The sequence below is a fragment of the Pelagibius sp. genome (assembly GCF_965227505.1).
Lineage (GTDB): Bacteria > Pseudomonadota > Alphaproteobacteria > Kiloniellales > Kiloniellaceae > Pelagibius.
This window is the reverse complement of sequence record NZ_OZ245757.1, coordinates 1,545,194-1,570,704: the sequence shown is the minus strand read 5'-3', so window position 1 is coordinate 1,570,704 and position 25,511 is coordinate 1,545,194. Positions and strand designations below refer to the sequence as shown.

The following is a 25,511-nucleotide window of genomic DNA, read 5'->3' as shown; positions in this document are numbered from 1 at the left end:
ACGAGAAAGGTTGCAGGGAACACTCGTAACTGAGAGCTACGCCGACTGCGGGAGCGGTGCGTCAACGCGCTGATCGCTCCCGCACTTGCCCTCCAGCGCCGTCAGCATGAGTGGAAGCAGACCGCCGGCCCGGAAGATCTCGAGCTCTCCCGCCGTGTCGATCCGGCATCGGAGCGGAACCTGCTCGATGGCCGTCGTGTCCCGTCTGATCGAGAGCTTGACAATGGCTTGTGGAGAGAACCCGCCCTCTGCAGTGATCGACAGGAGTTCCGGGCCCTCGAGCGCCAGGGATCGCCGCGACATACCGTCATCGAATTGGAGGGGCAGGATGCCGAGCGCAATCAGGTTCGACCGATGGATGCGCTCAAAGCTTTCCGCGATAACTGCTTTCACGCCCAGCAGGGCGGTCCCCTTTGCCGCCCAGTCCCGGCTGGAACCTCCGCCGTAGTCCTTTCCGGCAACAATGACGAGGGGCGTCTTGGTCCGGCGGTAGCGCTTGGCCGCGTCGAAGACGCTCATCTCATGGTCTTCCGGAAAGACACGGGTGAACCCCCCCAGCCTCTCCGGCAGCATCTCGTTGCGCAGCCGTGGATTTGCAAAGGCGCCGCGAATCATCACTTCATGATTTCCCCGCCGTGCGCCGAAGGCGTTGAAATCGTCCGTGCCCACCCCCCGGTTCGTGAGATACTCAGCAGCGGGCCCTTCGCCGGATATGGGGCCGGCCGGCGAGATGTGGTCCGTCGTCACGCCGTCACCGAGCAACAAAAGAATGCGGGCGGCGTCGATGCGCTCCGGTACATCGGCGCGGGCGCCCGCGAGGTTCAGAAAAGGTGGGCAACGGACGTAGGTCGAATCGTCGTCCCAGTCATAGGTTGCGCCGGCAGGAACGGGCAGGGCTTTCCAATCGGGCGGCCCTTCGAACAGCCGCTTGTAGCGGGCCCGAAACATCGTCGGCCGGATTGCATCGGTCATCGCGGCGTCGATGGTCGTCCGGCTCGGCCAGATGTCCCGCAGGAACACCGGTTCCGCGTTTTCATCCATGTCGATCGGATCCCGCAGGAGATCGAGCCGGAGGCTGCCGGCCAGCGCATAAGCGACGACCAGCGCGGGGGAGGCAAGGTAGTTCGCCTTGATCAAGGGATTGATCCGGGCTTCGAAGTTTCGGTTTCCCGACAGCACGGCGGCGACCGCCAGGTCGTTGTCGGCAACAGTCTTCGCAAGATCCGCGGCCAGCGGAGCCGTGTTGCCCACACAGGCGGCGCAGCCGTAGGCGGCCACGTCAAACCCAAGCCTGTTCAGGCTGTCCTGAAGTCCGAGGCGCTGCAGGTAGTCGCTGACGACCGTGCTGCCAGGGGCGAAGGACGTCATCACCCAGGGCTTGGTCTTGAGGCCCCGCCTGACCGCCTTCTGGGCCAACAGGCCGGCGGCAATCATCGAGGCTGGGTTGGAGGTGTTCGTGCAGCTCGTTATGGCCGCAAGCACAATGCTGCCGTCGCCGACCGCATAGGGCTCTTGCGCGACCGCGAAGCGGCGTACCCCAAGGTCTGCGATCCCGAAAGCGCTTTCGAACGAGTCTTCAAGATCGCTGACCGCGGTCCGGTCCTGCGGGCGTCTCGGACCGGCGAGGCAGGGCTCGACCTCGCCCAGGTCGAGGTCGACCACCCGCGAATAACTCGGTTCCGGAGTGTTTCCATCGCGCCACAGCCGCTGAGCCCTGGCATAGGCTTCTACCATGGCGACCTGTGTCTCTTCCCGGCCGGTTGAGGCAAGGTATCGCAGGGTCTCCCCGTCGATCGGAAAGTAGGCGCAGGTTGCTCCGTACTCGGGCGCCATGTTGGCCAGGGTTGCGCGGTCCGGGAGGGAGAGGAGATCCAGGCCGTGTCCAAGGAACTCGACGAAGCTGCCGACCACGCCTTCCTTGCGCAGTCTCTGGGTCAGCATGAGAACAAGATCCGTTGCGCTGGTGCCCTCTGCGGGTCGGCCGTGCAGCCGTACGCCGACCACGTCAGGAAGCTGCACCTCCAACGCACGGCCAAGCATCGCCGCTTCGGCTTCCAATCCGCCCACCCCCCAACCGAGGACGCCGAGGGCGTTGACCATCGTGGTGTGACTGTCGGTGCCCACCAGGCTGTCGGGATAGAGCAAGGGTATTGCAGCTGAGCCCATGGCCGGGCCGTCGTTCGAGACGACAGTTGCAAGGTGCTCCAGGTTGACCTGGTGGCAGATGCCACTGCCGGGTGGCACGATCCGAAGATTCTCGAAAGCACCTTGGGCCCAGCGCAGAAAGCGATAACGTTCCCCGTTCCGTTCGAACTCCCTGGCCATATTGCGCCGAAGCGCGTCGGGAACGCCGACATGTTCGATAATGACGGAGTGGTCGATCACCAGGTCGACGGGAACTTGCGGTTCAACCCGGGAGGCGTCTTCTCCCCTGGCGGCAACGGCATCGCGCAGCGCGGCGAGATCGACGAGCGCAGGGACGCCGGTGAAGTCCTGCATGAGAATCCGCGTCGGGCGGAAACGGACCGCCTGCCGCCGCTGCTGTCTCGGTCGCCATCCGGCCAGGGCATGAACATCGTCGAAGTCGGCCTGACCGAGGGCATGGGCGCGCAGGGCGTTTTCGACCAGCACCCTGATGGCATAGGGGAGCCGCTCAAGCTGGGTATAGCCAAGGGCGCCGAGCGTATGCAACGCATAGTAGGCGTAGGGGCGGCTTTTGGCTTGAAGAACCCGGAGAGAGTCGAAGGCGGTGCAAGGGGAGGGCATATGACGTGGCTTCCGCTCGAACAGGCAGGGCGACAGTAAAGAGCGCGAAGCAGCTATTTGATAATCAATAGTAAGGCTTATAACCGGAGATATTTTCTGGTCGGCATACGATGAGGGGCCCCGAGGCGGCGGCGGGAGCAGGGGGCGATGTCCGTTCCCATCGGCGGCCTGTGCATTCTGAATCCGGCATTACGCGGAGTGAATACCGTATGTTGAAAAATGACATTCTGTGACCGAGGGTTGTGTTCCATTGCGTTCGTCGGTTGCGGCAGGTTGAATACTCTTTCACGGCCACTCTTGGAACTGGCGCTGCGTTTTCTCCGCGTGAGCCCGTGGGGAACGGCGGTGCGAAGAACCTGCCGAAAGGAACGCTCCGACATGCAACACAGTCATACAGAGCCGGATGATCGATCGGTCTACGAGCAGATTAAGGAGTTGCTGGTCACCTATGCCTTCCTGCCGGGTGACAGACTTCATGTGCCCGAGCTGGCGGATCAGCTCCGGGTGAGTGCCACGCCAGTGCGCGAGGCTCTCAACCGCTTCTGTGCCGAAAGCCTGCTGACGGCCGTGCCCCATCGCGGCTTCTTCGTGAAGAGGCTCGATCAAGCCGAGATCGCCGATCTGTTCGGCATGAAGTACATGATGCTTGACTACGCCGCCAGCGGCACCATCGCGGGCCTCCGGCTGGATGACGGCGAACGTCGCGCCTTGGCGACCATTGCCGGGCTTGATAAAGAGGACGAGGATTTGCCGGAGCGGCTCAGGGTTTACGAGCGATACGCGGTTCCCATGACTCTGCTCATCGCGTCGCTGTCACAGAACGCCGCACTGCTGGAGTGTCTGAGAAACGTCCTGGACAGGCTCCACTTTGTCAGGCTGACGGAGATTGCGATGGAAGATCGCGCGGAGACGATCCTGAAAGAGGCGGCCGCGATTTCGCAGGGCCTGCTTGCAGGAAGTGAAGCTGCGGTCAAGCGGGGGCTCGAGGAGCAGCATCTGCGCGAGCAAAGGATGCTGCCGGAGCTTATGAAGGAATGCGTGAACCGGCTCTACCTGCGTTGCAGACCGGCCCCGCAATCGAGCGAACGCTCCGCCCGGCTTGTCATGGTGACGGCCTGACCGGTGGGTCTTGCGCTGACCGGAAGTAAAGGCCGCAGCGCAACTAGGGTGCGTCGGGTGCCCGCTTGTCGAGCATTGTGCAGACCAGCGCGCCGGTCTGGTGTACATGCTGATGGATCAGCCGGCCGGCTTCTCCCGCATCGCGGTCTTCGATCGCCGTCATGATCCCCTTGTGCTCGTCGACGGATTCATCCCAGCGTGCGGCGTGATGAAGTGCGGCGAAGCGGGCGCGGGTTGCGCCGACAATCAGCTTGGCGTGGAAGGTAATCAGCCTTGTGTTGCCGCTCAGCTTTACGATGGCGCGGTGGATGCGGTCATTGAGCTCGAAGTAGCGCTCCCGGTCTTTCTCAGCGTGGAAGGCATACATCTCATCGTGAAGCGCCTGCAGTTTGCGGAGCTCGACGGCCCCGAGGCGACGAACGGCAAGTTCTCCGCAGATGCGCTCGATCCCGGCCAGGGCCTCGAACAGCTCCGCCGTTTCTTCGACGGTGATCTCGGAGACGTAGGTGCCCCTGTGGAGTTCCGTGAGAATCAGGCCTTCGCCCTGCAGGGTCTTTAGGGCTTCGCGCAGGGGCGTTCGGGAAACGTCCATTGAATGCGCAAGGGCATTCTCATTGATGCGTTCGCCAGGCTTCAGGCGACCGTCCATGATCATCGCGCGCAGCCGGGCGGTCACCGCCGCGTGCAGGGGCTTACGCAAGACGGATACTGCATCTGATGACGTCATCGCTTTCCTAGACCTCCTGTTCTCGCATCTCCGCGTTCAGCTGTCCCGACAGCGCACCATTGACTGGAATTCTGTATACCGTATTATGTCTTTTTACGATTATGTAAGGGCAATAAAAAACAGTTATAGTTGCATATCCCGCCACATGCCATAGACTTTCGCGCTTCATACGCGGTGCTTTGCGAAACCTGGTCTAAGCGGTTTAGGGGCCCCGCGGCGCAGAGGGGCGGTCGACGGATGGAACGTGAAGCGGGGAGAAACAGCGGCGCACGTCTCAGTCTGAGCAAGCCTGTTCTCGCGGGTCCTTCCCGCAGCCATTCAGAAGCCCTGGAGAAGCAGCAAGTCGGTCGTAACGTCCTTTGTGGCCGCGCTGTCGCCCCTGGTTCCCCTGGTCGTCGAAGGAGAAGCGTGCAGCGATGTCCGGGGCCGGGAAGCTTTGAGCACGCGTTTTGGGAGGAACCGGTTTCCGAACGGCGCTGCCATCTGGGCAGCCGGTAACGAAGCCGCCTGATAAGAAGGAAAACTGACATGAGGTTTAGACTGATCCGAGTTCTTGGCATGGCCGTCCTGGCGGCTCCGCTGCTCTTCGCGGGGGCCGGGCCCTCGGTCGCCGAGACGGTCCGCATCGCCGGCAACTTTGCCGTCGACCATTCCAGCAGCAAGGCCATGGAGGTTTTCAAGCAGGAACTGGCGGAACACAGCGGCGGTGCATTGACGGCCGATATTTTCCCGGCCATGCAGCTTGGCGGCGCCCAGGAGAACGTCGACCAGGTCCGCTCGGGCACGGTCTTCGCCACCTGGATCGGCATCGCCTATCTGTCTCGCACTGTGCCCGAACTCGAAGCCGTCAGCCTGCCCTTCGCATTTTCTGACCGCGACGCCGCCTTTCGAGTAATCGACGGCAAGGTGGGCGATCTGCTGGACGAGAAGTTGGCGGAGAAGGGATTTCTTTCCCTTGGCTACATGGAACTGGGCTCGCGCAACGTCACCAACAACGTCCGCCCCTTGAGGACCATGGCCGACTTTGCGGACTTGAAGATCCGCCTGCAGCCGAACGAGACCCATCTCGCCAGCTTCAAGGCCATCGGCGCGAACCCCGTGGCCATGGGCATCAAGGAGGTCTACTCCGCCCTGCAACAGAATGTGCTCGACGGTCAGGAAAACCCCTATAGCATTATCGCGACCCGGCGCTTCGACGAGGTTCAGAAGTATGTCTCCGACAGCGGTCACTTCTTCGACTTCATCATTCTCGTCGCCAACAAGGACCGTTTCGACGCGCTTCCGGCAGAACAGCAGCAGGCCCTGCGCGATGCGGCGGCTGGCGCGGTGGCCTGGCAGCGGGCCAAGGCCGCCGAGGAAGATGCGGCCGCGCGGGTCGAACTGGTGAAGCGCGGCATGCGGTTCGACCCCCTGCCGCCGGAAACCCGCGCCGCCTTGCAGGACGCGACCGCCGGCGTCGTCGATGAACTGAAGGCCAAGATCGGCAGCGAGATCATCGACGCGGTTCTCGCCGAGGCCGAGGGGTGAGTTCAGGGAACGGGGCGCCGGCGCCTTCCGGCGCCCTGTTCCTCTCCGCCCGCACGGCTCTTGCCTGGGCTGACCGCTTTTCCTATGGCGCCATCGTCGCCGTCATGGCCTTGATGGCGCTGATCGTCGCGGTTCAGGTCTTCTTCCGCTACGTCCTGGCGTCCTCGATCGACTCGGCCGATGAGCTGGCGCGGCTGTTCTTTGTCTGGGCCATGTTCCTGGCCATTCCCCATGGGGTGCGCCGTGGCGTCCATGTCGGCGTCGAAGCCTTCGTCGCCTTGATGCCCGCCGGCAGGCGAGCGGCGCTGTTCCGTCTGAACAGTGCCCTTGCAGCAGCACTGATGGCCCTGATCTTCGCCACTGCTTTGCCGGTCATCACCGGCAAGTGGGAAGAGCGCATGCCGACGCTGGAGATCACCGCCGCGGTCTACTACATCGCCGTGCTGATCGCCGCCGGCCACGCCTGCCTGCATCTTCTGCTGCTGGCCTGGGGCGGGCCGCGGTGCTGGGAGGGCTTCGGCGTGCAGGTGGCCCGCCCCCTGGGCGGGGACGAGCCAAGCGGAGACGAGCCAAGCGGAGACCGGCCGGCATGAGCCTCGCCGTCGTCCTCGTTTTCCTGGCGCTGGCGCTTATCGGTATGCCGCTCGCCTTCGCGCTGGGCATCGCTTCCCTGGGCGGCCTGCACCTGGCCGGGGTGGATTTCACCATCCTGCCGCAGCGCATGCTGCACGCGGTCGACAACTTCCCGCTGATGGCGATCCCGCTGTTCATGCTGGCCGGCGAACTGATGGTGAAGGCCGGCATCGTGCGCCGCCTCGTTGACTTTGCCGACAGCTTGGTGGGCCACGTCCATGGCGGCCTCGCCCACATCACCATCGTCTCCGGTACGCTGTTCGGCGCGGTCAGCGGGGCTGCGGTCGCCAGCGCCAGCGCCCTCGGCAGTACCCTTGTGCCGGCGTTGCGCAAGTCCTATCCGGTGGACTACAGCTCTGCCGTGGTGGCCGCCGCCGCCAACCTCGGCCCGATCATTCCGCCCAGCAACGCGATGATCGTCTATGCGCTGATGGCCGGGGCCAGCGTCTCCGTCGGCGATCTTTTTATGGCGGGGGTGGTGCCGGGCCTGATCCTTGCCGCCGGTTTCATGGTGCTGGCTAGCGTGCAGGCGCGGCGCCGCGGCTATCCGCTGTCCGGGCGGGCCTTCAGCCTGCGCCGTCTGGCCAGGGAGACGCGCCGCGCCCTGGTCATCCTGCTGATGCCCGTGGTGGTGGTCGGCGGCATCGTCGGCGGTGTCTTCACCGCCACCGAGGGGGCGGCCATCGCCGTGGTCTACGCCCTCTTCATCGGCTTCGCAGTGACCCGCAGCCTGACCCTGGCCGACCTGCCGGACGCGCTCTTTCGCGCCGCCGTCACATCGGCCATGGTGGCCGCGCTGATCGCCTTTGCCGCCACGGTCACCTTCGTCTTCACCATCGACCTGCTGCCGCTGCGCCTCTCCGGTTCTCTGCAGGCTCTCACCGCCGATCCTGCGGTCTTCATCCTCATCGTCATGGTGCTGCTGATCGTCGTCGGCATGTTCATCGAGTCCAATGCCGCCTACATCATGCTGGTGCCGCTGCTGGCGCCGATCGCGCTCTCATACGGTATCGATCCCCTGGTCTTCGGGTTCCTCTTCGTCCTCAACCTCGTGGCCGGCATGATGACGCCGCCGGTGGGGGTGCTGCTTTTCGTCATGTGCGGGGTCTCGAAGATCTCCCTGGGCGCCCTGGTGCGCCACGCCTGGCCCTTCGTCGTGCTGCAGTACGCCGTATTGCTGCTCTGCCTCGCCGTCCCGGCGCTGATCACCTGGCTGCCGAACGCGCTGCGGTAAGGGAAGCGAGAAGTCAGACGGGGTCAGCGTGGAAGGCGAGCGCCGGTCCTGCGCATCCGGGAAAGTGCAACGCGTGTGCCTTCCTTCTGATACCTACTGACAAGGCCGGGATACGGCGGGTGGTGCACGCGCCGTCATCACCACGCCGGTCGAGGCGGAGCGCTGACGGCGCCGGCGCCATCCGTTCACCGGCCCGAACTTCACCGTAAACGGCTGCGGGTAGAGACTCTCCGCCCTTCGCGGGCCAGCAGGTTGCGGCAGAAAAAGTCTCCTGTTTCGCGCACGTGGTGCTCGATCAGCGCGCCGGCCCGGTCGGCATCGCGCGCGGCGATGGCTGCCAGGATCTCCGCGTGCTCTGTCACAGAGGCGTCCCAACGCTCCTGAGCCTGCAGCGCCTGGAAGCGCACGCGCCGGGCGGCGACGAGCCATTGCTCGTGCGCCTGGATCAGGTGCCTGTTGCCGGTCAGCTGAACGAAGCGGCGATGGATCTCGTCGTTCACCGCGGAATAGTCTTCACGCGCGCGCTCCCGGTGGAGTGCGTAAAGGCGTTCGTGGAGGCCGGTGAGATCGCGGAGTTCCTGATCGGTGATCCAGCGCGCGGCGATCCTGCCGGCACTGCTTTCGACCACGGCAATCGCCTGGAAGGTCTCCGCCGTGTCGTCCGCAGTGATGAAGGTGACGTAGGTTCCGCAGCGCGGCCGGCTCTGCACCAGTCCTTCCCGCTTTAGGACGGCCAGGGCCTCACGCAGTGGTGTGCGTGAAACGCCAAGTTTTTCGGCCAGCGCAACCTCGCTGATCCGTTCGCCCTCCTGCAGATGGTTGAGGACGATGCGCTCGCGCAGATTTTCCGCCACCCACCGCCACAAAAGCGAAGAGGGTGCGACCCTTGTCCCTCCTTTCACGCGTCCTGCCGTTGGGCCCGGTGCAGAGCCGGGGGCGGATCCCATTTCGGAGTCTTGCAGGTCGCGCCGCCTCGCAGGTGCGTTCCCAGCGGCGGCATCTTCGATATGGTCCGCCGCGACATCGTCTGCGGGCGGCGGGGACCTGCGGTCCGGCTTGCGTCCAGTCATGGCGTGCGGTTCCTCATGGCGGTGGATCATCCTCGTGCGCCTGCTTGGTTGGAGCCACGCCATCCGCCCAACGTTTCCTTCCGGCGCGCTGATCTGGACCGGCGGCGACGACCCTGCAGCCACTGGCCAGCGCGGGAAGGTCGATCAACGTTCCGCGTAAAAGAGACTAACGGAACTCGGGTGATTTGGGTCCCGAATACGGTATACCTAGAGCTGCAAAAAAGGATTGCAAGCGCGCCTCGTTCGGGCGGTGGCGGTCCGGCACACTTTCTGCGCGAGCCTTCTGGGGAAACCCATGCATGACTGAATCGGCCGGTCGTATGCCAGGCCGTGCCTGTGGAACGACCGCCTTGCGGACTGCGCTCACGCCGGAGACGCCCGCCCGCTGCATCAGGCTCGGAGGTCTGGACGGTCGTGCACGGGCGCGACGGCAGGTTGAAGCGCTTGCGCCGGGGGACCGGGCTGCGTGATGAACCTGATGCCGGGTTTCCTGGCGTCTATGGCGCCGTGGGCGTGCAGCGGCGTGCCGTGGCAGGTCCGGGCGCCAGTGGAAGACCCGGTGGGGAAAGGGCACCGCGCTCCGACGCCCCAACTCTCTTTCACGCCGGTGCCGCTTGGCGACTGGCTTTTCGGTCTGCCGCTGTACGGAACGGCTGTTCCGGCCTTACCGGATCAACAGCGATGGACCTGCGGCCTTGCCTGCGGAGGCTGCCGGTCAGCCAGCGAAGCCGGGCCGCCGATCATAGACGCGGCTTCGGCGCGGGCGCGGGCCCTTTGTCTCCGACTCACGCAGGTGGGCGCAAACGAAAGCCGCGGTCCGGCGGACATGCTGCTCGATCAGCTGGCCGACCCTTTCCGCCTCGCGCGCTTCCATCGCAACCAAGATCTCCCGATGCTCGGCCACCGACTCTTCCCAGCGTTCGCTGGCGCGGATCGCGGCGACACGCACGCGTCTGGCGGCAACGATCAGGTTCTCATGGGTTGCGGCTAACATCTTGTTTCCACTAAGAGAAACGAAGGAGCGATGAATCCGGTCATTCAGTTCGGAATACTCCGACTGCTTCCCCTCGTCGTGAAAGGCGAACATCTGTCGATGCAACTCGGCGAACCAGCGCAGCTGATCGTCGGTGATCTTTCGGGTGGTCAGTTCGCCGCCGACTCGTTCGATGAGGGCCATTGCCTCGAACCTGTCTTCCGTCTCTGCGACCGTGATCTGCGACACGAAAGTCCCCTTGTGCGGTTCTATACGGATGAGGCCTTCGGACTGCAAAACCTTGAGAGCGTCGCGCAGCGGCGTGCGCGAGCAGCCGAGGTACTCCGCCAGGTCGTTTTCATTGATACGCTCGCCCTCGTGCAACTTGCCGTCGATGATGAGACTGCGCACCTGTTCGGCGACGGCGACGTGCATCGGTGCCCGCGATACGCTGCGCATCTTCTTGGTCGAAGGGACATTGGAGAAATCGGATGGGAACGGCTGGAGGCCGCCCGGAGCCTGCCAATCATTCATGGGGCCAGTTCCTTCTGTGAAACGCCTCGATCACACAACTTTTAAGTGATTTATTGATCGTATAACAAGTAGAATATCGGCCCAAGCAGTCTTCCAGTCTAGGGGAAAAAAAGTGGCAGCTAGTCGCTGGCAACTCCGGCCTTGCAAAAAGAAGATGTGGATACAGTATCCATATATGTGTCAGGTTACGAGAATGAGAGGCTTGTAAGGTAAATTTTTGATTGTGTTAAGAATTAAACCATAGCGAGTGTTTGCTGTTTCGTCGCGATATATAGATGGATCGATTAGGGGTGTGACGCCGCGCATACAGTCGCATCTGGAGATACGATGACGATGACGGATCCAGGGCCGGTTTTGCCGGACCACGAAGGTGTAAAGACAACGCGCCGGGTGCTTTTGGGGATGCTGACGCCATCGTCGAACACGGTGGTGGAACCGGTGACCACGGCGATGGTGGCGGACCTGCCGGAGGTCTCGGTCCACTTCAGCCGCTTTCCGGTTACCGAGATCACCCTGAGCGACGAGGCTCTGGCCCAGTTCGAACCGGGCCGCATTCTCGCAGCCGCCAAGCTGCTCGCCCAGGCCAGGGTCGCGGTTATCACCTGGAACGGCACCTCGGCGGCCTGGAAAGGTTTTGCCAGCGATGACGACCTCTGCCGGCAGATCACCGCGGAAACAGGAATCCCAGCCGCCTCTTCGGTGCTGGCGATGAACGAGATCTTCGCCGCGACCGGCGTGCGGCGCATCGGGCTGGTGACGCCCTACTTGGAGGCGGTGCAGGAGCGCATCATCGCGAGTTACACGGCCGCGGGCTATCACTGCGTTGCCGAGCGTCACGAGAACGACCCCGGCAATTTCTCCTATTCCGAAATCGGGGAGGACCTGATCGCCCAACGCATCCGAGAGGTTGCGACCGCGCAGCCTGATGCCATCGCCGTGGTCTGCACCAACCTTTTTGGAGCCCGCGTGGCGGCTGTGATGGAGGCGGAAACCGGCATACCGGTCTATGACACCGTCGCCACCGGCCTCTGGAAATCCCTCGTTCTCGCCGGTATCGATACAGCGCGTGTCACAGGCTGGGGAACGCTGTTCAAAACACGGCTGAACAACCTGCCTTCCGCATAGCAGGCCGGACCGACCGACATGCCAAGCCGACCAACCCGCGAAGTGTGGGGCGGTAGCAAGGCAGTCTTACTGGATCCGTGAACCGTGGCTGTTGTCCGGAACCCGGGCGATACCGTCTCGGGACCTGGCTGTTGGCTCCCAACCGGATGCCGGATACCACGTGCCGGAGCGCGGGGCCGGGCGCCCGTTGCCCGCCCTGTCCGCCTCGACCCTTGATAGCGGAGAACAAAATGGAATACGGTATACTGTTTAGGAAAGGCCCTGTAAGTGGGCCGGTGCGGTGATCGTTGGAGGGAGGGACGCAGTCGTGCCCATGCAGAACGGACTCTACAAGCTGCAGTTTCACACGGCTATCGGGGCGGGCTCCGGTGTCGTCATGCTGCAGGACGGGCAGCTTTGGGGCGGCGATTCCGGCCTTTACTACGTCGGCTCCTACGAGGTGCGCGGCAACGCGCTTTCGGCCCGATTGAGGACCGACAGACATTCCAATCTCGGCCAGGTCCAGTCCGTCCTGGGGATCGACCAGGCCACGATCGCACTCGAAGGCGACGCCCGGGACAATGCCGCCGCCATGACGGGGACCGCCAGAGAGGTCCCGGGCGTCACGCTGCAAGCCCATCTCTCCAGAATCTGCAGCTAGCCGTCGCTTCGTGACGGTTTCGGTCCCGCCAGAAAAGCCTCGATCACCGCCCGGAGGTTGGGGCCCAGCGCGTCGCTGACATAGCCGCCTTCCTGCACGACCACACAGGGCAGCCGCAGTTCTGCAATGCGCATGGCGATCCGGCTGAAGCCCTTTGTCGTGATGGCAAGACCCTGCACCGGGTCGTCCTCGTGGGCGTCCAGACCCAGGGCGATCACCAGCGCGCCCGGTGCGAAGTCGGTGATCTGGCTCAGCGCCCGCTCCAGCGCGGCAAGGTAACCATCGTCTCCGGTGCCCCGGGCAAGGGGGATGTTCAGGTTGCAGCTTTCGCCGGCGCCGGTGCCCGTCTCGTCGGCATAGCCCCAAAAGAAGGGATAGAAACGCAGGGGGTCGGCGTGGAGGGAGACGGTCAGCACGTCAGCGCGCTGGTAGAAGATCTGCTGGGTGCCATTGCCATGGTGGACGTCGACATCGAGGACGGCGACTCTGGGATACCGGCTGCGCAGCCGTTCTGCCGCGATCGCTGCGTTGTTGAGGAAGCAGAACCCGCCTGCCAGGTCGCGCGCGGCATGATGTCCCGGCGGCCGGCAGAGGGCATAGACGAGCGCCTCGCCACTGAGAACAAGATCTGCGGCATGAACGGCGCTTTGCGCGCTGGCGTAGGCGCTGCGCCAGGTCTCTGCGTTGATGGGGGCGGCGCCGTCCATGATGTGGTAGCCGACCTGACCCACGGCAGAGGCCGGATAGCCGCCTGGGGCCTCGCCGGCCCGTGAAACGGGATGGAGGTTGGGTATTACTTCTTCCGGCGCGCCGGCAATCCGCCGCCAGCGCGGCAGAATGGTCTGCAGGAAGGTGAGGTAGCGGTCGTCGTGCACCGCTGCAAGGGCGGACGATCCACTGTCCGGCGGCAGCACCGGGACGATGCCGAGGTCCCCGAGGGCACCGAGAAAGGTCTGCGCGCGCTCCGGGGTTTCCAGGGCTGGGGCGAAAGTGCCGTTGGCCATGATACGCCCGGGACGGTAGGCGCTCTGCGCCGGATCGAAGATGGCTTTCATACGCTGCACCGCGTTGGTGCCCTCACGCCCGGTGGCGCGCCGTGCTGGAGGAACCGGCAGTGCCGCCCAGCCAGCCCTCCCTGATGAGTTCGTCTGTACAGTCGGCCAGGGTCCGGCGCAGCGCCGCCGAGACTTCGTCGATCACGGCCCTGCTGCTGTTGAGCGGCGGCGAGATCATCACCCACTCGCCATACTTGCCGTGGCTGGTTCGGCGGGCGTAGACGATGAGGCCGTTCTGCATCGCCAGGCGGGAGACCCGCCGGGTGATCTCCACCTCCAGGGGGAAGGGCTGCTTTGTCGCCTTGTCCATGACCAGCTCGATTGCCATCAGCAGCCCTTTGCCGCGCACGTCGCCCAGAATCGGCGAGTCGTGCAGCAGGGCGCGCAGCTTGCGATCAAGATAGGGGCCAAGTTCCGCCGCTTTCTCGGTCAAGCCCTGACGTTCCACTTCATCCAGGACCGCGAGACCGGCAGCGCAGGTCAGCGGATTTGCGACATAGGTGTGACCGTGGAGAAACCCGCCGCCCTCGGCGAGCAGGTCCACAAGGCTGCGCGGCGCCATCATAGCGCCCAGCGGCGTGTAGCCGGCGCCCAGGCCCTTGGCGAGCACGACCAGATCCGGCCGTCCCTGCGGCCAGTGGTGGGCGGAGAGGAAACGGCCGGTCCGCCCGGCGCCGCTCATCACCTCGTCGTAGATGAGCAGTAAACCGTGCCGCGAGCATATCTCGCGCACGGCCGCGTAGTAGCTGTCCGCCGCCACCAGGGCACCGGTTGCAAGCCCGCCGACCGGCTCCATGACGAAGGCCAGGCAGGTCTCCGCGCCCTCACGCAGAATGGTCTCTTCCAGCGCCGCGGCTGCGGCGGCCTGCCAGCTTTCCGGGCTGTGCCCCGCGGGAATGCGGTAGGTGAAGGGTGCGGGGATCTTTGGCATTCTGACCATCATCGGGCCGAAAACCTCGTCCGCTTCCTCGTCGCCGGTGATGGAAAGCGCCCCCAGGGTGGAGCCGTGATAGGAGGGGTCGCGGGCGATCACCTTCCAGCGCTTGCCTTCGCCGCGCAGCCAGGCAATCTGGCGGGCGAACTTCAGGGCGGCTTCGATGGCCTCCGATCCACCCGATGTAAAAAAGGCGCGGTCGAACCCCTCGCCGCAGAGGTCGGCCAGGCGTTCGCCCAGGGCCTCGTTGGCCTCGTTCACGAAGGCGGTCCGCGAGGCGAAAGCACAGTTGGCGGCCTGACGGGCAATGGCTTCGACGACGTGAGGGTTGCCGTGGCCGATGTTGGTGACCACCGGCCCGCTGGCCGCGTCGACGTAGCGCCGGCCCTCCTGATCCCAGAGGTAGGGGCCCTCGGCCCGTGCAAGGCGTGGCAGCCCGCGGCTGGAAGCGGCGGCGTAGAACGCTTGAATGGCTAACTCCCCACTCACCGCCTGTCCTCCGCCAGTTGGTGAAAGGCTTCGTCGGCGGCCTGACAGATGGTTTCGTCGCGGCGCGGCTCGAGGCCGACGGCCTCATAGAAGGTGAGCGCCGCTTCGTTGCCAGGGTCGACAGAGAGTCGCAGATGGGTGCAGCCATCGGCGCGGCCACGGCGTGCCGCGTCTGCCAGGAGCCTGCGGCCGAGTCCCTGCCCGCGGAAACGCTCGACGACATGCAGGTCCTGCACGTAAACCCCGAGGCAGCCGCGCCAGGTCGAATAAGTATAGAAGTAAAGCACCAATCCCGCCGGCGTGCCTTCGGCCTCGGCGATCAGGGCCTCAAACTGACGTTTGTCGCCAAAACCATGATGCCGAATGGTTTCGACGGTGCTGCCGCAGGGTGGCGCGTTTCTTAAGGTGCGCACCAGGTCGTCCAGCAGATCGCAGACGATCTGAGCGTCACCTTTGGCCGCCTGGCGGATACTCACGGCTGTCTTTGCCACGGTCAGGTCAGAAGCCAACTTGGTCTCCTCCCTTAAGAACCAGTGTTGAGCGTGCTTCGTCGGGGCTCGCGACTTCGAAGCCGAGTTCCTCGACGATCCGGCGGATCTTCGCAACCTGGTCCGCATTGCTCTCGGCAAGCTGACCGCGGCCGATGGTCAGGCTGTCTTCCAGGCCGACGCGCACGTTGCCGCCGAGAATTGCTCCCATGGTGGCCAGAGGCATCTGATGACGACCTGCTGCAAGGACGGAAAACCGGTAATCGGTGCCAAGCAGCCGGTCCGCAGTCTGCTTCAGGTGCATGAGCTGCTCTGGATGAGCGTCGATGCCGCCTAGGACCCCGAGAACGAACTGGACGAAAACGGGCGGCTTGATGGTGCCCTTGTTCAGGTAGAAGGCGAGGGTCTGCAGATGTCCGGTGTCGTAGCACTCGAACTCGAAGCGGGTGCCGGCGCCTTCACCCAACTGCTCGAGAACCGCCTCGATATCAGCGAAGGTGTTCTTGAAAACGAAGTCGCGGGTCGCCTCCAGAAAGCCCTGCTCCCAGTCGTGCTGCCACTGATCGTAGCGGCGGGCGAGAGGAAAGATGCCGAAGTTCATGGACCCCATGTTCAGCGAACACATCTCAGGGCGGGCCCGCAGCGGCGCGGCCAGACGGTCTTCCAGGGTCATGTTGGCGCCGCCGCCGGTGGTGATGTTCAAGACCGCGTCGGTGGCCTGCTTGATACGCGGCAGGAAATCCATGAAGACGTCCGGGTCGGCCGTCGGCAGTCCGCTGTCCGGGGTGCGGGCGTGCAGATGCAGGATTGCCGCGCCGGCCTCCGCCGCAGCGACTGCCTGCTCGGCGATCTCCGACGGCGTGACCGGCAGATGCGGTGACATGGTGGGTGTGTGGATCGAGCCCGTCACGGCGCAGGTGATGATAACCTTGTTGTCGGCCACAACGGGCCCTCCTTGGTTGGTGGTCCGGGCGCCCCTCCGCCGCCCGGTGGCGCCGGAGGGCCCGCCTCAGGGTGCACCTATTTCAGGAGTCTGGTCCAGACCTGGTCCTGAAGTTTGATCGATCTCTCCGAGCAGGCCGGTACGAAGATGAACTTTCGGTCGGCAGGAGCGACGATTTCCGGTGCCGTTTTCAGCTCGTCGGCCATGAAGGCATCGCTGCCCGCTACCGCGTTGGAGTAGCGCGCGAAGTTCGACTGGATGGCGACGTTCTCCGGTTGCAGCATGAAGGACAGGAACTTCAGCGCGTTGTCCTTGTTCTTGGCCCCGGTGGGCACGACCATCACATCCATCCAGGTCAGCACGCCCTCCCTGGGGTAGGAGTAGGCAAACTTCGCGTCCTTGCTGCGCAGCTTCAGCGAACTGCCGTTCCAGTTGGAGTGGGCCTTGACCTCACCGGCCAGCATGCGCTCGCGCAGGCCCTCGGACTGATACATCTTCACGTGCTGCTTCTGCGCTTGAAGGACGTCGAAGGCCGCCTGGAAGTGCGCCGGGTCCTCGGTGCAGAGGTCGTTGCCCAGATAGGCGTGGACCATCTTTACGACCTCGTCCGCGGAATTGAACATGCCGATCTCGCCCTGCAGTTCCGGCGGGGGGTTGAACAGCACTTCGTAGGTGTGAATGTCGCCGCCGTAAGCCGAGGTGTCGACGGTGAAGCCCGTGGTCCCCCAAAGCCAGGGGATGGAGTACTCGTTTGTCGGGTCCCAGGGGGGCGACTGCCAGCGGCTCTCCAGGTTCTCGAAGCCGGGCAGGGACTTGACGTCAACGTTCTGGATCAGGCCTTCGGAGATCATGCCGGCGACGAAGTTGTTGCCGGGAACCGCGACATCGTAATCGGCGCCGCCGGTCTGAAGCTTGGCAAGAAGGGTTTCGCTGGAATCGTAGGTGTCCAGCACCACCTTGATGCCGGTTTCGTCTTCGAACTTCTCGAGCAACTCAGGCGAGGTGTATTCGGCCCAGTTGGCAAAGTTCAGCACGCCTTCGGCGCCGGCGCCCGTGGCGATCAGGGTGAGGGGGACGGCCACTGCGGCCAACCTTAAAGTCTTGTGCATTGTGCGTCTCCACTGTTCGGTTTTTTTGGTTTCTGTTGCAGGGACAATCACGGCGAAGCCTCCGAACGCCGTGCGATCAGCCAGGCAAGGCTGACGAAGATGAAGGAGATCAGCAGCACCAGGGTCGAGATCGCGTTGATCTGCGGCGTGATGCCGATGCGGATCAGGCTGTAGATGTAGATCGGCAGGGTCGTTGTGCCGGCGCTGCCGACCATCAGGCTGATGATGAAGTCATCGACCGAGGTGATGAAGGCGAGCATCAGCCCGGCCAGAATGCCGGGCGCCAGCAAGGGGAAAGTCACGTGCCAGAAGGTGCGCCAGTTGTCGGCGTAGAGATCCTGCGCGGCCTCCTCGTAGACCGGGCTCAGGCTGTCCAGGCGGGCGCGGATCGGCAGGTAGGCGAAGGGAATGCAGAACACCGTGTGGGCGATGATGAGGTTGCCCAGGCCCAGGCTGAGACCGATGCCGGTGAAGAAGATCACCATGGCGATGGCGATCACGATCTCCGGCACGATCAGCGGCAGCAGCAGCGTGCTGAGCGCAAGCTGCTGGCCCCGGAAGGGGCTGCCGCGCACCATCGCCAGGGCGGCGAAGGTGGCGAGCGCGGTCGCCAGGATGGAGGCGACGCCGGCAACGATGAGGGAATTCAGGGCCGCCCGCTGGATATCGCTGTTGGCCGCGACCTTGACGTACCAGTCGAGGCTGAAGTGCGACCAGATGGTCGCAGAGTTGCTGCCGTTGAAGGAAAAGACGACGAGCAGGACGATCGGCGCATAGAGAAACAGAAAGAAAGCCCAGGTCGCCGCCCCGAAGCCCGGAATGCGGCCGACCGTAAAGCGCCGGGCTCCACGGTTCGCTGCGGCTCCCTGCGCGGGGCTCATGCGGACGGTCTCGCTCATGGCTGCCAGGCCCCGCTGCGCCGCCGCTGCGCCTGCCAGAGCAGGACGGCCAGAACGGCGGCCAGAAGAATCAGCGACATCGCCGAGCCGAAGGGCCAGTTGCGGGAAGCGCCGAACTGTGCCTGGATCAGGTTGCCGATCATCAGATGTTTACCGCCGCCGAGCAGCGCCGGGGCAATGAACGAGCCCAATGCCGGAACGAAGACCAGGATCGCACCGGCGGCGATGCCCGGCCGGGCCAGCGGCAGGACGACATGGCGCAGCATGGCGCGGCGATTGGCGTAGAGGTCGTGCGCTGCCTCGATAAGGCGGCGGTCGATGCGCTCGATCGCCGCATAGATCGGCAGCACCATGAACGGCAGGAAAGTGTAGACGAGGCCGATTGCGATGGCGCCGTTGGTATAAAGCAGACGCAAAGGTTCCTCGATCACCCCGGCTGCTTCCAGTCCGTTGTTGATGAGGCCCTCGTCGCGCAGGATCATGATCCAGGAGTAGGTGCGGATCAGCAGATTAGTCCAGAACGGTACGGTGACCAGCAGCAGCAGGATCCCCTGACGCGACTTGGGCTGAAGGGCGATCACGTAAGCCACCGGAAAGCCGGCCAGCAGGCAGAGCGCTGTGGTCAGCGCGGCCAGCGCCAGCGAACGCAGGACGATGCGCGGATAGGCGTCGTTGAAGATCAGTTCGCCGGTAAAGTCCTCTTCGAAGAAAACCTGGATGTAGGCCTCCACGGAGAAGGCCGGGCGCACGCCGCCCCAGGGGTTGGCTTCCATGAAGGACGCGATCGGTACCAGCAGCAGCGGTACAACGAGAAAGAGGCCAACAACGACGAGCGCGGGCCCGAGAGCGAGTGCGATCCCACCGCGGGAGAGGCGGGCGGGGCCGGTCATGGCTCCAGCACCCAGAGTGCCGCAGCGGGCAGGCTGACCCGCACCGTCTCGCCCTCGCGCGGAGGCACTGCACCGCCCTCTGTGTTGCGCAGCCGCACGGTGATGCTTGCGCCGAGAGCCTCGACATCGACCAGCACACAGGTGTCGGCGCCGAGATACTCGATCTCCCGCACCCGGCCGTCGAACACGTTCGCAAGGTCGTCGTAGGCTGCGCCGTTGACGAGGCGGCAGCTTTCGGGGCGGATGGCCACCGAGAGCGCATGGTCCCGTCCGTCGGTCGGCAGGACCGCCGCGGCGAAACGCAGTTCTGCCGCGCCGCCAAGAACCAGTCTCTCGGCGTCCTTCGGGTGTCCGAGAATGATGTTGGTGTCGCCGATGAAATCGGCGACGAAGCGGCTGCGGGGGCGTCGGTAGATCTCTTCCGGGGGGCCGAGCTGCAAGACCCGGCCTTCGGACAGGACGGCGACACGGTCCGACATGATCAGGGCTTCCTCCTGATCGTGCGTCACGAAGATAAAGGTGATGCCCGTCGCCTTTTGCAGGCGTTTCAGCTCCAGGCGCATCTGCTTGCGAAGCTTGAGGTCGAGCGCAGAGAGCGGTTCGTCGAGCAACAGGATCTTGGGCTCGTTGGCGAGCGCCCGCGCCAGGGCGACGCGCTGCTGCTGACCGCCGGAGAGCTGTGCGGGCCGCCGCTCCGCCAGACCCTCGAGCCGCACCAGAGCCAGAACCTCGTCGACCTTGCGCGCGATGATGGCACTGTCCAAGCCGCGCATCTTGAGGCCGAAGGCGATGTTCTCACCCACCGACATGTGGGGGAAGAGCGCATAGCTCTGGAACACGGTGTTGATGGGACGGCGGTAGGGCGGCAGGTCCTGGAGCGGTTCGCCGTCCAGCAGAACCTCGCCGGCGGTAGGCTGCTCCAGACCGGCGATCATGCGCAGCAGTGTGGTCTTGCCGCAGCCCGAGGGTCCCAGCAACGTGAAGAACTCGTTCTGCCCGATCTCCAGGCTGAGGTCGTCGACGGCCCGCACGTCAGTGCTGCCGGCAGCGTCGAAGACCTTGGTCACCCGGCGTATGGCAAGCCCCGTCCCGGAGACAGTCCCGGTGGGACCTGCACGCTCTCCCGTCATCGTCCTCCCAACTCCCATCCCCAAGGAAGTGCCGAGAAATGATCTTAGGGAGCGCCCCTGCTTTGATCTAATCTATTCGAAGAATGCACAACATTGATGAAATCTATGTCTCGGCGATCTCCTTTAGACGGTCCAGAGGGATGGCGTGAGAGGTGCGGCCCTCTCGCCCGGTAATGGTTTCCGCAGCGCAGAGGGCGTTCCAGATGCTTTCCTCGGTCGCTTCGATAACCGCCTGGAACAGTCCGGCAAGCGCCATGTCCGGCAGGAAGCGCGCGCTGTGGAGTTGCTTGTCGTCGGCTGCGGAGTGAACGTTTCCGGTGGAAAAGGCGAGGAAGATGTCGCCGCTGGCCGGCGCGGCGATGCCGCCGGTGCGGGCCACGCCCATACCGGCGCGTTGCGCCAACCGCCGGCATTGGTGCGGCAGGAGCGGGGCATCGGTGGCGACGACGGCGATGATGGAGCCTTCATCGCGGGCCACGGGCCAGGGGCTTGGAACATCACTGGTCGGGATCGCCGCGCCGATTGCCCCGCCGTCCAGGCGAAGCTGATGCCGCCGGCCGTAGTTCGCCTGGACAAGTACGCCAAGGGTCCAGCCTTCGCTGGCGACTTCGACCAGCCGCGACGCAGTACCGATGCCGGCCTTGAACTCATGCGTGTTCATGCCGGTCCCGCCGCCGACGTTCCCTTCGGCCACCGGCCCGCCTTTGGCCGCCTTGAGGGCGGCGTGCACGTGTTCGGGCCGCACCGCAAGGGCCGAAGGGTCGCTGAGCCAGCCATCGAAGGTCTCCGCCACCAGGGGCAGGCAGAAATCGAAGGCAAAGCCGCCGGCCAGCTCGTAGCTCACCAGGCCCTCGTGGACCGCGCCGATCGAGTGGGTGCCGGTGATGGCCAGGGGGCCGCACATCAGGCCGAACTCCTGCAGGAACGAGAGACCTGTCATCTCTCCGTTGCCGTTCAGGACATGGGCATCGGCAAAAAGATGCCGCTGCCAGATCTCACCCTCCTCGGGGACGATCACCGTGACGCCGGACCGTACGGTCGTCGGCGAGTCCCTGACGATCGTTTCATGTCCGACCCGCAGGCCGGCGACATCGGTTATGGCGTTGAGCGGACCCGGCGGCAGGCTGCCGACGGAAAGCCCGAGGTCCCGCAGTCGCGCTCTGTTCATGATCAGCCTCTCCCCTTGTTGCGGACGCGCTGGACATTGATACCATCTGTGTGAAAGCATCGTGGCATTCAAATGGTCAATGCTGGGGATTGACGCATGACCGATTACCGGGCGCGCGATGGCCTGGCCGATCTTGACTGGAACCTGCTGCGCACCTTCGTCGTCATTGTCGAAGAGGGCAGCATAACCCGTGGGGCCAGCCGGCTGATGCGCACCCAGCCGACGATCAGCAGTGCTCTCAGGCGCCTGGAAGAACAGGTCGGCCGCCGCCTCGTCGACCGTGGCGGCGGTCGCTTTGCCCTGACCCAGCACGGCGAGGTCCTTTACCGCGAGAGCCGGAAGGTGCTCGACGCGCTCGGTCAACTGGGCGGCCTGCTCAGCGATGCGGACCAGGAGGTGACCGGTGCGATCCGCATCGCCATGGCAAGCTACGTCGTGTTTCCGCCGTTCGACCAGCTTCTGGGCCGCTTTCACAGGCGTTACCCGGCGGTGACCTTCACCCTCGATGTAATGCCCAGCGTGGACGTGCTTCGCACCGTAAGAGACGGCCTCTGTTCCTTCGGAATCTGCCTGCTCTCCCATCAGCGCCGCCGGCTCACGACGGAGATGCTGTTCCGCGAGCAGTTCGGATTCTTCTGCGGGGCGGGCCACCCCTTGTTTGGGCGCGAGGACGTTTCGGCGGAGGAGATGCGCGACAGCACCTATGTGTCCTTCAAGACCGACCAGCTCACCGACGCCTTGCATCCCGTGGCCGAACTCCGTCGCAGCCTGCAGCTGGGCGAGGAGCCGACCGGCACCTCCTCACACCTGGAAGAGGTACGCCGGATGATCATGGCGGGCATGGGCATCGGTTCGCTGCCGGTCCACGCCATGGCGCGCGACGTTCGCGATGGCCGTCTCTGGCAACTGCCGCCTTACGAGGACCTGCCGGCAGTCGACGTTCATATGGTGACCAACGAACGCACACGCCTAGACCGCGGCGAACAGATCCTCATCACGATGCTCCGGGAGTACATCGCATCCACCGATCCGGCGGAGCGCTCCTACCCCCTGGTGACCTGAATCCGCACTTCAACGGCAGACTGCGGACGGCACCGGCGGGGTGCGGAAGGCGAAGGCGCAAGCTCGTGTTCGAAGAAGGCACTCTGCCGCTCTGCAGCAAGTCGCGCTTGATTGGGATTGCGACGGATCAAAACCCTGCATTCCAACGGAGGCGAGAAGCAGTGGGTTCCGATTTCATGCCAAGGCAACACGCTCCTGACGACGGTCAGGCCATGCGTGTGTCGTGGTTTCCAATTCTTGCTGGGTCAGGGTGACAGGATTGCGCCTTAGTCATCAGTGTCTCCCGGAAAGGGCGGCGCCAGCCCGCAGTCGGCGGCCAGCGTGTTCAGGTCGCGGCGAAGGGCCGGGTTGAGCGCCAACCCGTCGCGGCGGCGTGTTTCGGCAGCGGCTGTTTTGCCGTCGCCCGGCAAGCGCACCGGATCGTGACCGGGCAGGGGGGGCGAAGCGCGCATCTCGGCAAAGGCCCGAGCCGCGGCCTCGGCAAAGTCGTCGCCCATGCCAAAAGCGGCCGGATCGAGCGCCATGACGAACTGCCCGGTATTGGTGGGCGAAGTCGTGTCGGAGGTGAAATCGACCACGTCAGACCCGAAGGCCGCGCCGTTCAGAACCCCGGCCACAAGGCCGATGGCGACCGACAGGCCGAACCCCTTTGGTCCGCCGATGGGCAGAAGAAATCCTTCGGATTTGCGGGCCGGGTCGGTCAGCGGCTGGCCGTCGCGCCCGACCATCCAACCCTCGGGCATCGGCTGCCCCTGCTGCAGGAGGGTCTTGATCTTCCCCATCGCGGCCACGGTCGTAGCCATGTCGAAAACGAAGGGGTCGGGTCCGGCGGCAGGGGCGGAGAAGGCGATCGGATTGGTGCCGAGCAGCAGGTCCGTGCCGCCGTATGGCGGCACATGGTTGGCGCTGCCCACGGCGGCGGCTATGCCCAGCATCCCGGCCTCGGCCTGCGGTCGGACATAGAGCGCGAGCGGCCCCGCATGGTTGCCCCGCCGCACGCCGACCCAGCCGATCCCGGCCGCGCGCGCCTTCTCGATAGCCAGGTCGCGGGCGGCGGCCATGGCGAGGTGGCCGAGGCCGTTGTCGCCGTCGATCAGCGCGGTGGCGACGGTCTCGTGGGCCACTGTGATGGCCGGTCCGGGGTTGCAGCCGCCCCCGGCAAGGCGCGCCAGGTATTGACGCAGGCGAAAGACGCCATGCGTGCCGTGGCCGTAGATGTCGGCCTCGACCATAAGCGACGCGACCTTGGCCGCGTCGGTCTCCGGCACTCCACGCGATTGCAGTGCATGCGCCACGAAATCGCGCAGGGTATCGACGGCAATGGCGGCCCCGTCAGCCATCGTAGGCGCCCACGCGCTCCTTGTGCCAGAACACCACCTTGCGCTGGGTCCAGGTCACCAGCACGTAGAGCGCCAGCCCCACGAGGCTGAGATAGAGGATCAGCGAAAAGACGCGCGGCGTGTTGAGTTGCGAGGCGGCGACCCGGATCAGTTCGCCGAAGCCCTTGCCGCCGCCCAGAAATTCGCCCGTGATCGCACCCGCCATGACGCCGACGGCTCCGATCTTGAGTCCGGTGAAGACCTGCGGCAGGCCGCTGGGCAGCTTCATCTTGATCAGCGTCTGCATTCGGCTCGCGCCCATCGTCTTGAACAGCATCCGGGCGTTTTCATCGGCCGAATGGAGCCCGGCGGCGGTGCCCACCACGATGGGGAAGGTCGCGATGAAGGCCGCGAGAGCCACTTTCGACTCGATCCCGAAGCCCAGCCACGCGACGAACAGCGGCGCGAAGGCGACCTTCGGCATGGTATCGATGGCGACGAGATAGGGCATCACGGCCTTCTCGCCGAAGGCCGTTTCGCCCACGAGCACGCCCAGCGAGAACCCGATCGCGATGGCCAGCGCAAAGCCGTAGATCACCTCCTTTATGGTAATCCAGAGCGACCCGAGCATGTAGCCGCCGGTCAGAAGGTTCTGGCCGACGAAGATCATGTCGTTGAGCGTTTCCAAAGGGGTAGGCAGGATGATCGGCGAGACAAGGCCGAGGCTTGTCACCAATTGCCACGAGCCGATGAAAACCAGGAACACGAAGCTCATGGCGATCCAGCGCGGAACGGCGTCGATAAAAGCAACTTCCTGAACCCAGACGGTGTCCTGCGTTTCTTTGGCTGAAGAGGGATGTACCTGAGCGTCGCTCACATGTCTTCTCCCTTGTCCAGAAGGCCACGGATATGGTCGACAATTGCGCCGAACTTCGGCGTGGTCATCATGTGGAGCGTCCGCGGCCGCGGCAGATCGACCTCCACGATCTCGGCCAGCCGGCCGGGGCGCGGCTTCATCACGACGATCTCGTCGGACAGAATCACGGCTTCCTGAATTGAGTGCGTGACGAGGAAAGCCGTCGCATGCTGTTCACGGCAGATCCGCTGCAGTTCCATGTTCATCATGTCACGCGACAGCTCGTCGAGCGCGCTGAAGGGCTCATCCAACAGCAGCACGGCCGGTTCCGTGATCAGCATCCGGCAGATCGAGGCACGCTGCGCCATGCCGCCTGAGAGCTCGTTTGGATAGACGTTCTCAAATCCCTTCAGGCCCACGATCTCCAGAAGCTCGTGCGCCTTGTCCCTGGCTTTCTTGGCGGCCGCCTTGCCGTCTCGGATCTCGATCGGCAGAACGATGTTTTCCACTGCCGTCTTCCATGGAAAGAGCGTCGCCTGCTGAAACATCATTCCGATGTCCCGGCGAGGGCCGGTGACAGGATTGCCTTGCAGCACCACCCGCCCTTTGCTGGGCGGGATCAGGCCTGCCATGATCTTGAGCAGCGTCGATTTTCCGCATCCGCTCGATCCGATGACAGAGGTGAAGCTTCCCTTCCGCAGGGTAAGACTGACGTCCTCCAGCGCCACCACTTTGTTGCGGGCGTAGGTCTTGCTGACATTGGTCAACTCGTAGACCGGCGCGCCAAGGGGCGCGCCGGAATAGTCCTGCGCCACGGCTAC

Annotated in this window: 23 protein-coding genes; 7 read left to right on the top strand and 16 right to left on the bottom strand. The window is 64.4% G+C overall.

Annotation, left to right across the window (positions count from 1 at the left end):
• Positions 1–36: 36 nt before the first annotated feature.
• A complete protein-coding gene (gene acnA, locus ACO06P_RS07515; protein ID WP_420349382.1) occupies positions 37–2,766 on the bottom strand; it encodes an aconitate hydratase AcnA in 2,730 nt (909 codons plus the stop codon).
• Positions 2,767–3,063: 297 nt separating this feature from the next.
• Here acnA and ACO06P_RS07510 point away from each other — a divergent pair, with 297 nt between their 5' ends.
• Positions 3,064–3,885, top strand: coding sequence for a GntR family transcriptional regulator (locus tag ACO06P_RS07510; protein WP_420349381.1), 822 nt, complete (start codon positions 3,064–3,066; stop codon positions 3,883–3,885).
• 43 nt (positions 3,886–3,928) lie between these two features.
• Here the strand turns inward: ACO06P_RS07510 and ACO06P_RS07505 are convergent, their stop codons facing one another.
• Positions 3,929–4,561 carry a GntR family transcriptional regulator gene (locus ACO06P_RS07505; protein WP_421935162.1) on the bottom strand — a complete coding sequence of 211 codons (633 nt, stop codon included), beginning with the start codon at positions 4,559–4,561 and terminating at the stop codon, positions 3,929–3,931.
• Positions 4,562–5,140: 579 nt separating this feature from the next.
• Here ACO06P_RS07505 and ACO06P_RS07500 point away from each other — a divergent pair.
• The 3 genes from ACO06P_RS07500 to ACO06P_RS07490 are packed head-to-tail and all read left to right on the top strand — an operon-like array spanning position 5,141 to position 8,006.
• Positions 5,141–6,139, top strand: a complete 999-nt coding sequence (locus tag ACO06P_RS07500; RefSeq protein ID WP_420349379.1) for a TRAP transporter substrate-binding protein — start codon at positions 5,141–5,143, stop codon at positions 6,137–6,139.
• Positions 6,136–6,732, top strand: a complete 597-nt coding sequence (locus tag ACO06P_RS07495; protein WP_420349378.1) for a TRAP transporter small permease — start codon at positions 6,136–6,138, stop codon at positions 6,730–6,732. The genes ACO06P_RS07500 and ACO06P_RS07495 overlap by 4 nt, the downstream gene beginning before the upstream one ends.
• On the top strand, positions 6,729–8,006 hold the full coding sequence (locus ACO06P_RS07490; RefSeq protein ID WP_420349377.1) for a TRAP transporter large permease: 1,278 nt from the start codon (positions 6,729–6,731) through the stop codon (positions 8,004–8,006). Before ACO06P_RS07495 ends, ACO06P_RS07490 begins: the two co-directional genes overlap by 4 nt.
• A 200-nt stretch (positions 8,007–8,206) precedes the next feature.
• Here the strand turns inward: ACO06P_RS07490 and ACO06P_RS07485 are convergent, their stop codons facing one another.
• Entirely contained in the window at positions 8,207–8,860 is a 654-nt protein-coding gene (locus ACO06P_RS07485; RefSeq protein WP_420349376.1) for a GntR family transcriptional regulator, read from the bottom strand.
• Positions 8,861–9,791: 931 nt separating this feature from the next.
• Complete coding sequence (locus ACO06P_RS07480; protein WP_420349375.1) at positions 9,792–10,583, bottom strand: GntR family transcriptional regulator; 792 nt, start codon at positions 10,581–10,583, stop codon at positions 9,792–9,794.
• Positions 10,584–10,910: 327 nt separating this feature from the next.
• On the opposite strand from ACO06P_RS07480, the gene ACO06P_RS07475 reads away from it, so the two are divergent.
• Entirely contained in the window at positions 10,911–11,708 is a 798-nt protein-coding gene (locus ACO06P_RS07475) for a maleate cis-trans isomerase family protein (RefSeq protein ID WP_421938186.1), read from the top strand.
• Positions 11,709–12,015: 307 nt separating this feature from the next.
• The gene (locus ACO06P_RS07470; RefSeq protein ID WP_420349373.1) at positions 12,016–12,348 is read left to right on the top strand and encodes a hypothetical protein; all 333 of its coding nucleotides are present in this window, start codon (positions 12,016–12,018) and stop codon (positions 12,346–12,348) included.
• Here the strand turns inward: ACO06P_RS07470 and ACO06P_RS07465 are convergent.
• The 9 genes from ACO06P_RS07465 to ACO06P_RS07425 form a co-directional block, all read right to left on the bottom strand.
• Positions 12,345–13,403: a histone deacetylase family protein gene (locus ACO06P_RS07465; protein ID WP_420349714.1), complete on the bottom strand. Its 1,059-nt coding sequence runs from the start codon at positions 13,401–13,403 to the stop codon at positions 12,345–12,347. The two genes, ACO06P_RS07470 and ACO06P_RS07465, sit on opposite strands and share 4 nt — an antisense overlap.
• Positions 13,404–13,425: 22 nt before the next feature.
• A complete protein-coding gene (locus ACO06P_RS07460) occupies positions 13,426–14,826 on the bottom strand; it encodes an aspartate aminotransferase family protein (RefSeq protein WP_420349372.1) in 1,401 nt (466 codons plus the stop codon).
• The gene (locus tag ACO06P_RS07455) at positions 14,823–15,335 is read right to left on the bottom strand and encodes a GNAT family N-acetyltransferase (protein ID WP_420349371.1); all 513 of its coding nucleotides are present in this window, start codon (positions 15,333–15,335) and stop codon (positions 14,823–14,825) included. The genes ACO06P_RS07460 and ACO06P_RS07455 overlap by 4 nt, the downstream gene beginning before the upstream one ends.
• Entirely contained in the window at positions 15,325–16,197 is an 873-nt protein-coding gene (locus tag ACO06P_RS07450) for a 3-keto-5-aminohexanoate cleavage protein (protein WP_420349713.1), read from the bottom strand. The genes ACO06P_RS07455 and ACO06P_RS07450 overlap by 11 nt, the downstream gene beginning before the upstream one ends.
• 137 nt (positions 16,198–16,334) lie before the next feature.
• A complete protein-coding gene (locus ACO06P_RS07445) occupies positions 16,335–17,366 on the bottom strand; it encodes an extracellular solute-binding protein (protein ID WP_420349370.1) in 1,032 nt (343 codons plus the stop codon).
• Between the two features lie 47 nt (positions 17,367–17,413).
• On the bottom strand, positions 17,414–18,265 hold the full coding sequence (locus ACO06P_RS07440; protein ID WP_420349369.1) for an ABC transporter permease: 852 nt from the start codon (positions 18,263–18,265) through the stop codon (positions 17,414–17,416).
• Positions 18,262–19,155 carry an ABC transporter permease gene (locus ACO06P_RS07435; RefSeq protein WP_420349368.1) on the bottom strand — a complete coding sequence of 298 codons (894 nt, stop codon included), beginning with the start codon at positions 19,153–19,155 and terminating at the stop codon, positions 18,262–18,264. Before ACO06P_RS07435 ends, ACO06P_RS07440 begins: the two co-directional genes overlap by 4 nt.
• The gene (locus ACO06P_RS07430) at positions 19,152–20,285 is read right to left on the bottom strand and encodes an ABC transporter ATP-binding protein (RefSeq protein WP_420349367.1); all 1,134 of its coding nucleotides are present in this window, start codon (positions 20,283–20,285) and stop codon (positions 19,152–19,154) included. Before ACO06P_RS07430 ends, ACO06P_RS07435 begins: the two co-directional genes overlap by 4 nt.
• Positions 20,286–20,388: 103 nt before the next feature.
• Positions 20,389–21,453 (bottom strand): P1 family peptidase, encoded by a 1,065-nt coding sequence (locus ACO06P_RS07425; RefSeq protein ID WP_420349366.1) that lies wholly within the window; start codon positions 21,451–21,453, stop codon positions 20,389–20,391.
• A 96-nt stretch (positions 21,454–21,549) separates the two neighbouring features.
• Between ACO06P_RS07425 and ACO06P_RS07420 the strand changes: the two genes are divergently transcribed.
• A complete protein-coding gene (locus ACO06P_RS07420; protein ID WP_420349365.1) occupies positions 21,550–22,515 on the top strand; it encodes a LysR family transcriptional regulator in 966 nt (321 codons plus the stop codon).
• A gap of 266 nt (positions 22,516–22,781) precedes the next feature.
• On the opposite strand, the gene ACO06P_RS07415 is transcribed toward ACO06P_RS07420, so the two are convergent.
• The 3 genes from ACO06P_RS07415 to ACO06P_RS07405 are packed head-to-tail and all read right to left on the bottom strand — an operon-like array spanning position 22,782 to position 25,505.
• A complete protein-coding gene (locus tag ACO06P_RS07415; RefSeq protein ID WP_420349364.1) occupies positions 22,782–23,855 on the bottom strand; it encodes an Ldh family oxidoreductase in 1,074 nt (357 codons plus the stop codon).
• A complete protein-coding gene (locus ACO06P_RS07410) occupies positions 23,848–24,711 on the bottom strand; it encodes an ABC transporter permease (RefSeq protein ID WP_420349363.1) in 864 nt (287 codons plus the stop codon). The genes ACO06P_RS07415 and ACO06P_RS07410 overlap by 8 nt, the downstream gene beginning before the upstream one ends.
• Positions 24,708–25,505, bottom strand: coding sequence for an ABC transporter ATP-binding protein (locus ACO06P_RS07405; RefSeq protein WP_420349362.1), 798 nt, complete (start codon positions 25,503–25,505; stop codon positions 24,708–24,710). The genes ACO06P_RS07410 and ACO06P_RS07405 overlap by 4 nt, the downstream gene beginning before the upstream one ends.
• Positions 25,506–25,511 lie beyond the last annotated feature (6 nt).

Excerpts from the sequence above, each read along its gene's own strand:
- ACO06P_RS07430 (WP_420349367.1), bottom strand. The coding sequence starts at position 20,285 with ATGACGGGAGAGCGTGCAGGTCCCACCGGGACTGTCTCCGGGACGGGG.
- ACO06P_RS07480 (WP_420349375.1), bottom strand. The coding sequence starts at position 10,583 with ATGAATGATTGGCAGGCTCCGGGCGGCCTCCAGCCGTTCCCATCCGAT.
- ACO06P_RS07450 (WP_420349713.1), bottom strand. The coding sequence starts at position 16,197 with ATGTCACCGCATCTGCCGGTCACGCCGTCGGAGATCGCCGAGCAGGCA.
- ACO06P_RS07435 (WP_420349368.1), bottom strand. The coding sequence starts at position 19,155 with ATGACCGGCCCCGCCCGCCTCTCCCGCGGTGGGATCGCACTCGCTCTC.
- ACO06P_RS07465 (WP_420349714.1), bottom strand. The coding sequence starts at position 13,403 with ATGAAAGCCATCTTCGATCCGGCGCAGAGCGCCTACCGTCCCGGGCGT.
- ACO06P_RS07445 (WP_420349370.1), bottom strand. The coding sequence starts at position 17,366 with ATGCACAAGACTTTAAGGTTGGCCGCAGTGGCCGTCCCCCTCACCCTG.
- ACO06P_RS07475 (WP_421938186.1), top strand. The coding sequence starts at position 10,911 with ATGACGATGACGGATCCAGGGCCGGTTTTGCCGGACCACGAAGGTGTA.
- ACO06P_RS07415 (WP_420349364.1), bottom strand. The coding sequence starts at position 23,855 with ATGGCTGACGGGGCCGCCATTGCCGTCGATACCCTGCGCGATTTCGTG.
- ACO06P_RS07420 (WP_420349365.1), top strand. The coding sequence starts at position 21,550 with ATGACCGATTACCGGGCGCGCGATGGCCTGGCCGATCTTGACTGGAAC.
- ACO06P_RS07440 (WP_420349369.1), bottom strand. The coding sequence starts at position 18,265 with ATGAGCGAGACCGTCCGCATGAGCCCCGCGCAGGGAGCCGCAGCGAAC.
- acnA (WP_420349382.1), bottom strand. The coding sequence starts at position 2,766 with ATGCCCTCCCCTTGCACCGCCTTCGACTCTCTCCGGGTTCTTCAAGCC.
- ACO06P_RS07425 (WP_420349366.1), bottom strand. The coding sequence starts at position 21,453 with ATGAACAGAGCGCGACTGCGGGACCTCGGGCTTTCCGTCGGCAGCCTG.
- ACO06P_RS07500 (WP_420349379.1), top strand. The coding sequence starts at position 5,141 with ATGAGGTTTAGACTGATCCGAGTTCTTGGCATGGCCGTCCTGGCGGCT.
- ACO06P_RS07490 (WP_420349377.1), top strand. The coding sequence starts at position 6,729 with ATGAGCCTCGCCGTCGTCCTCGTTTTCCTGGCGCTGGCGCTTATCGGT.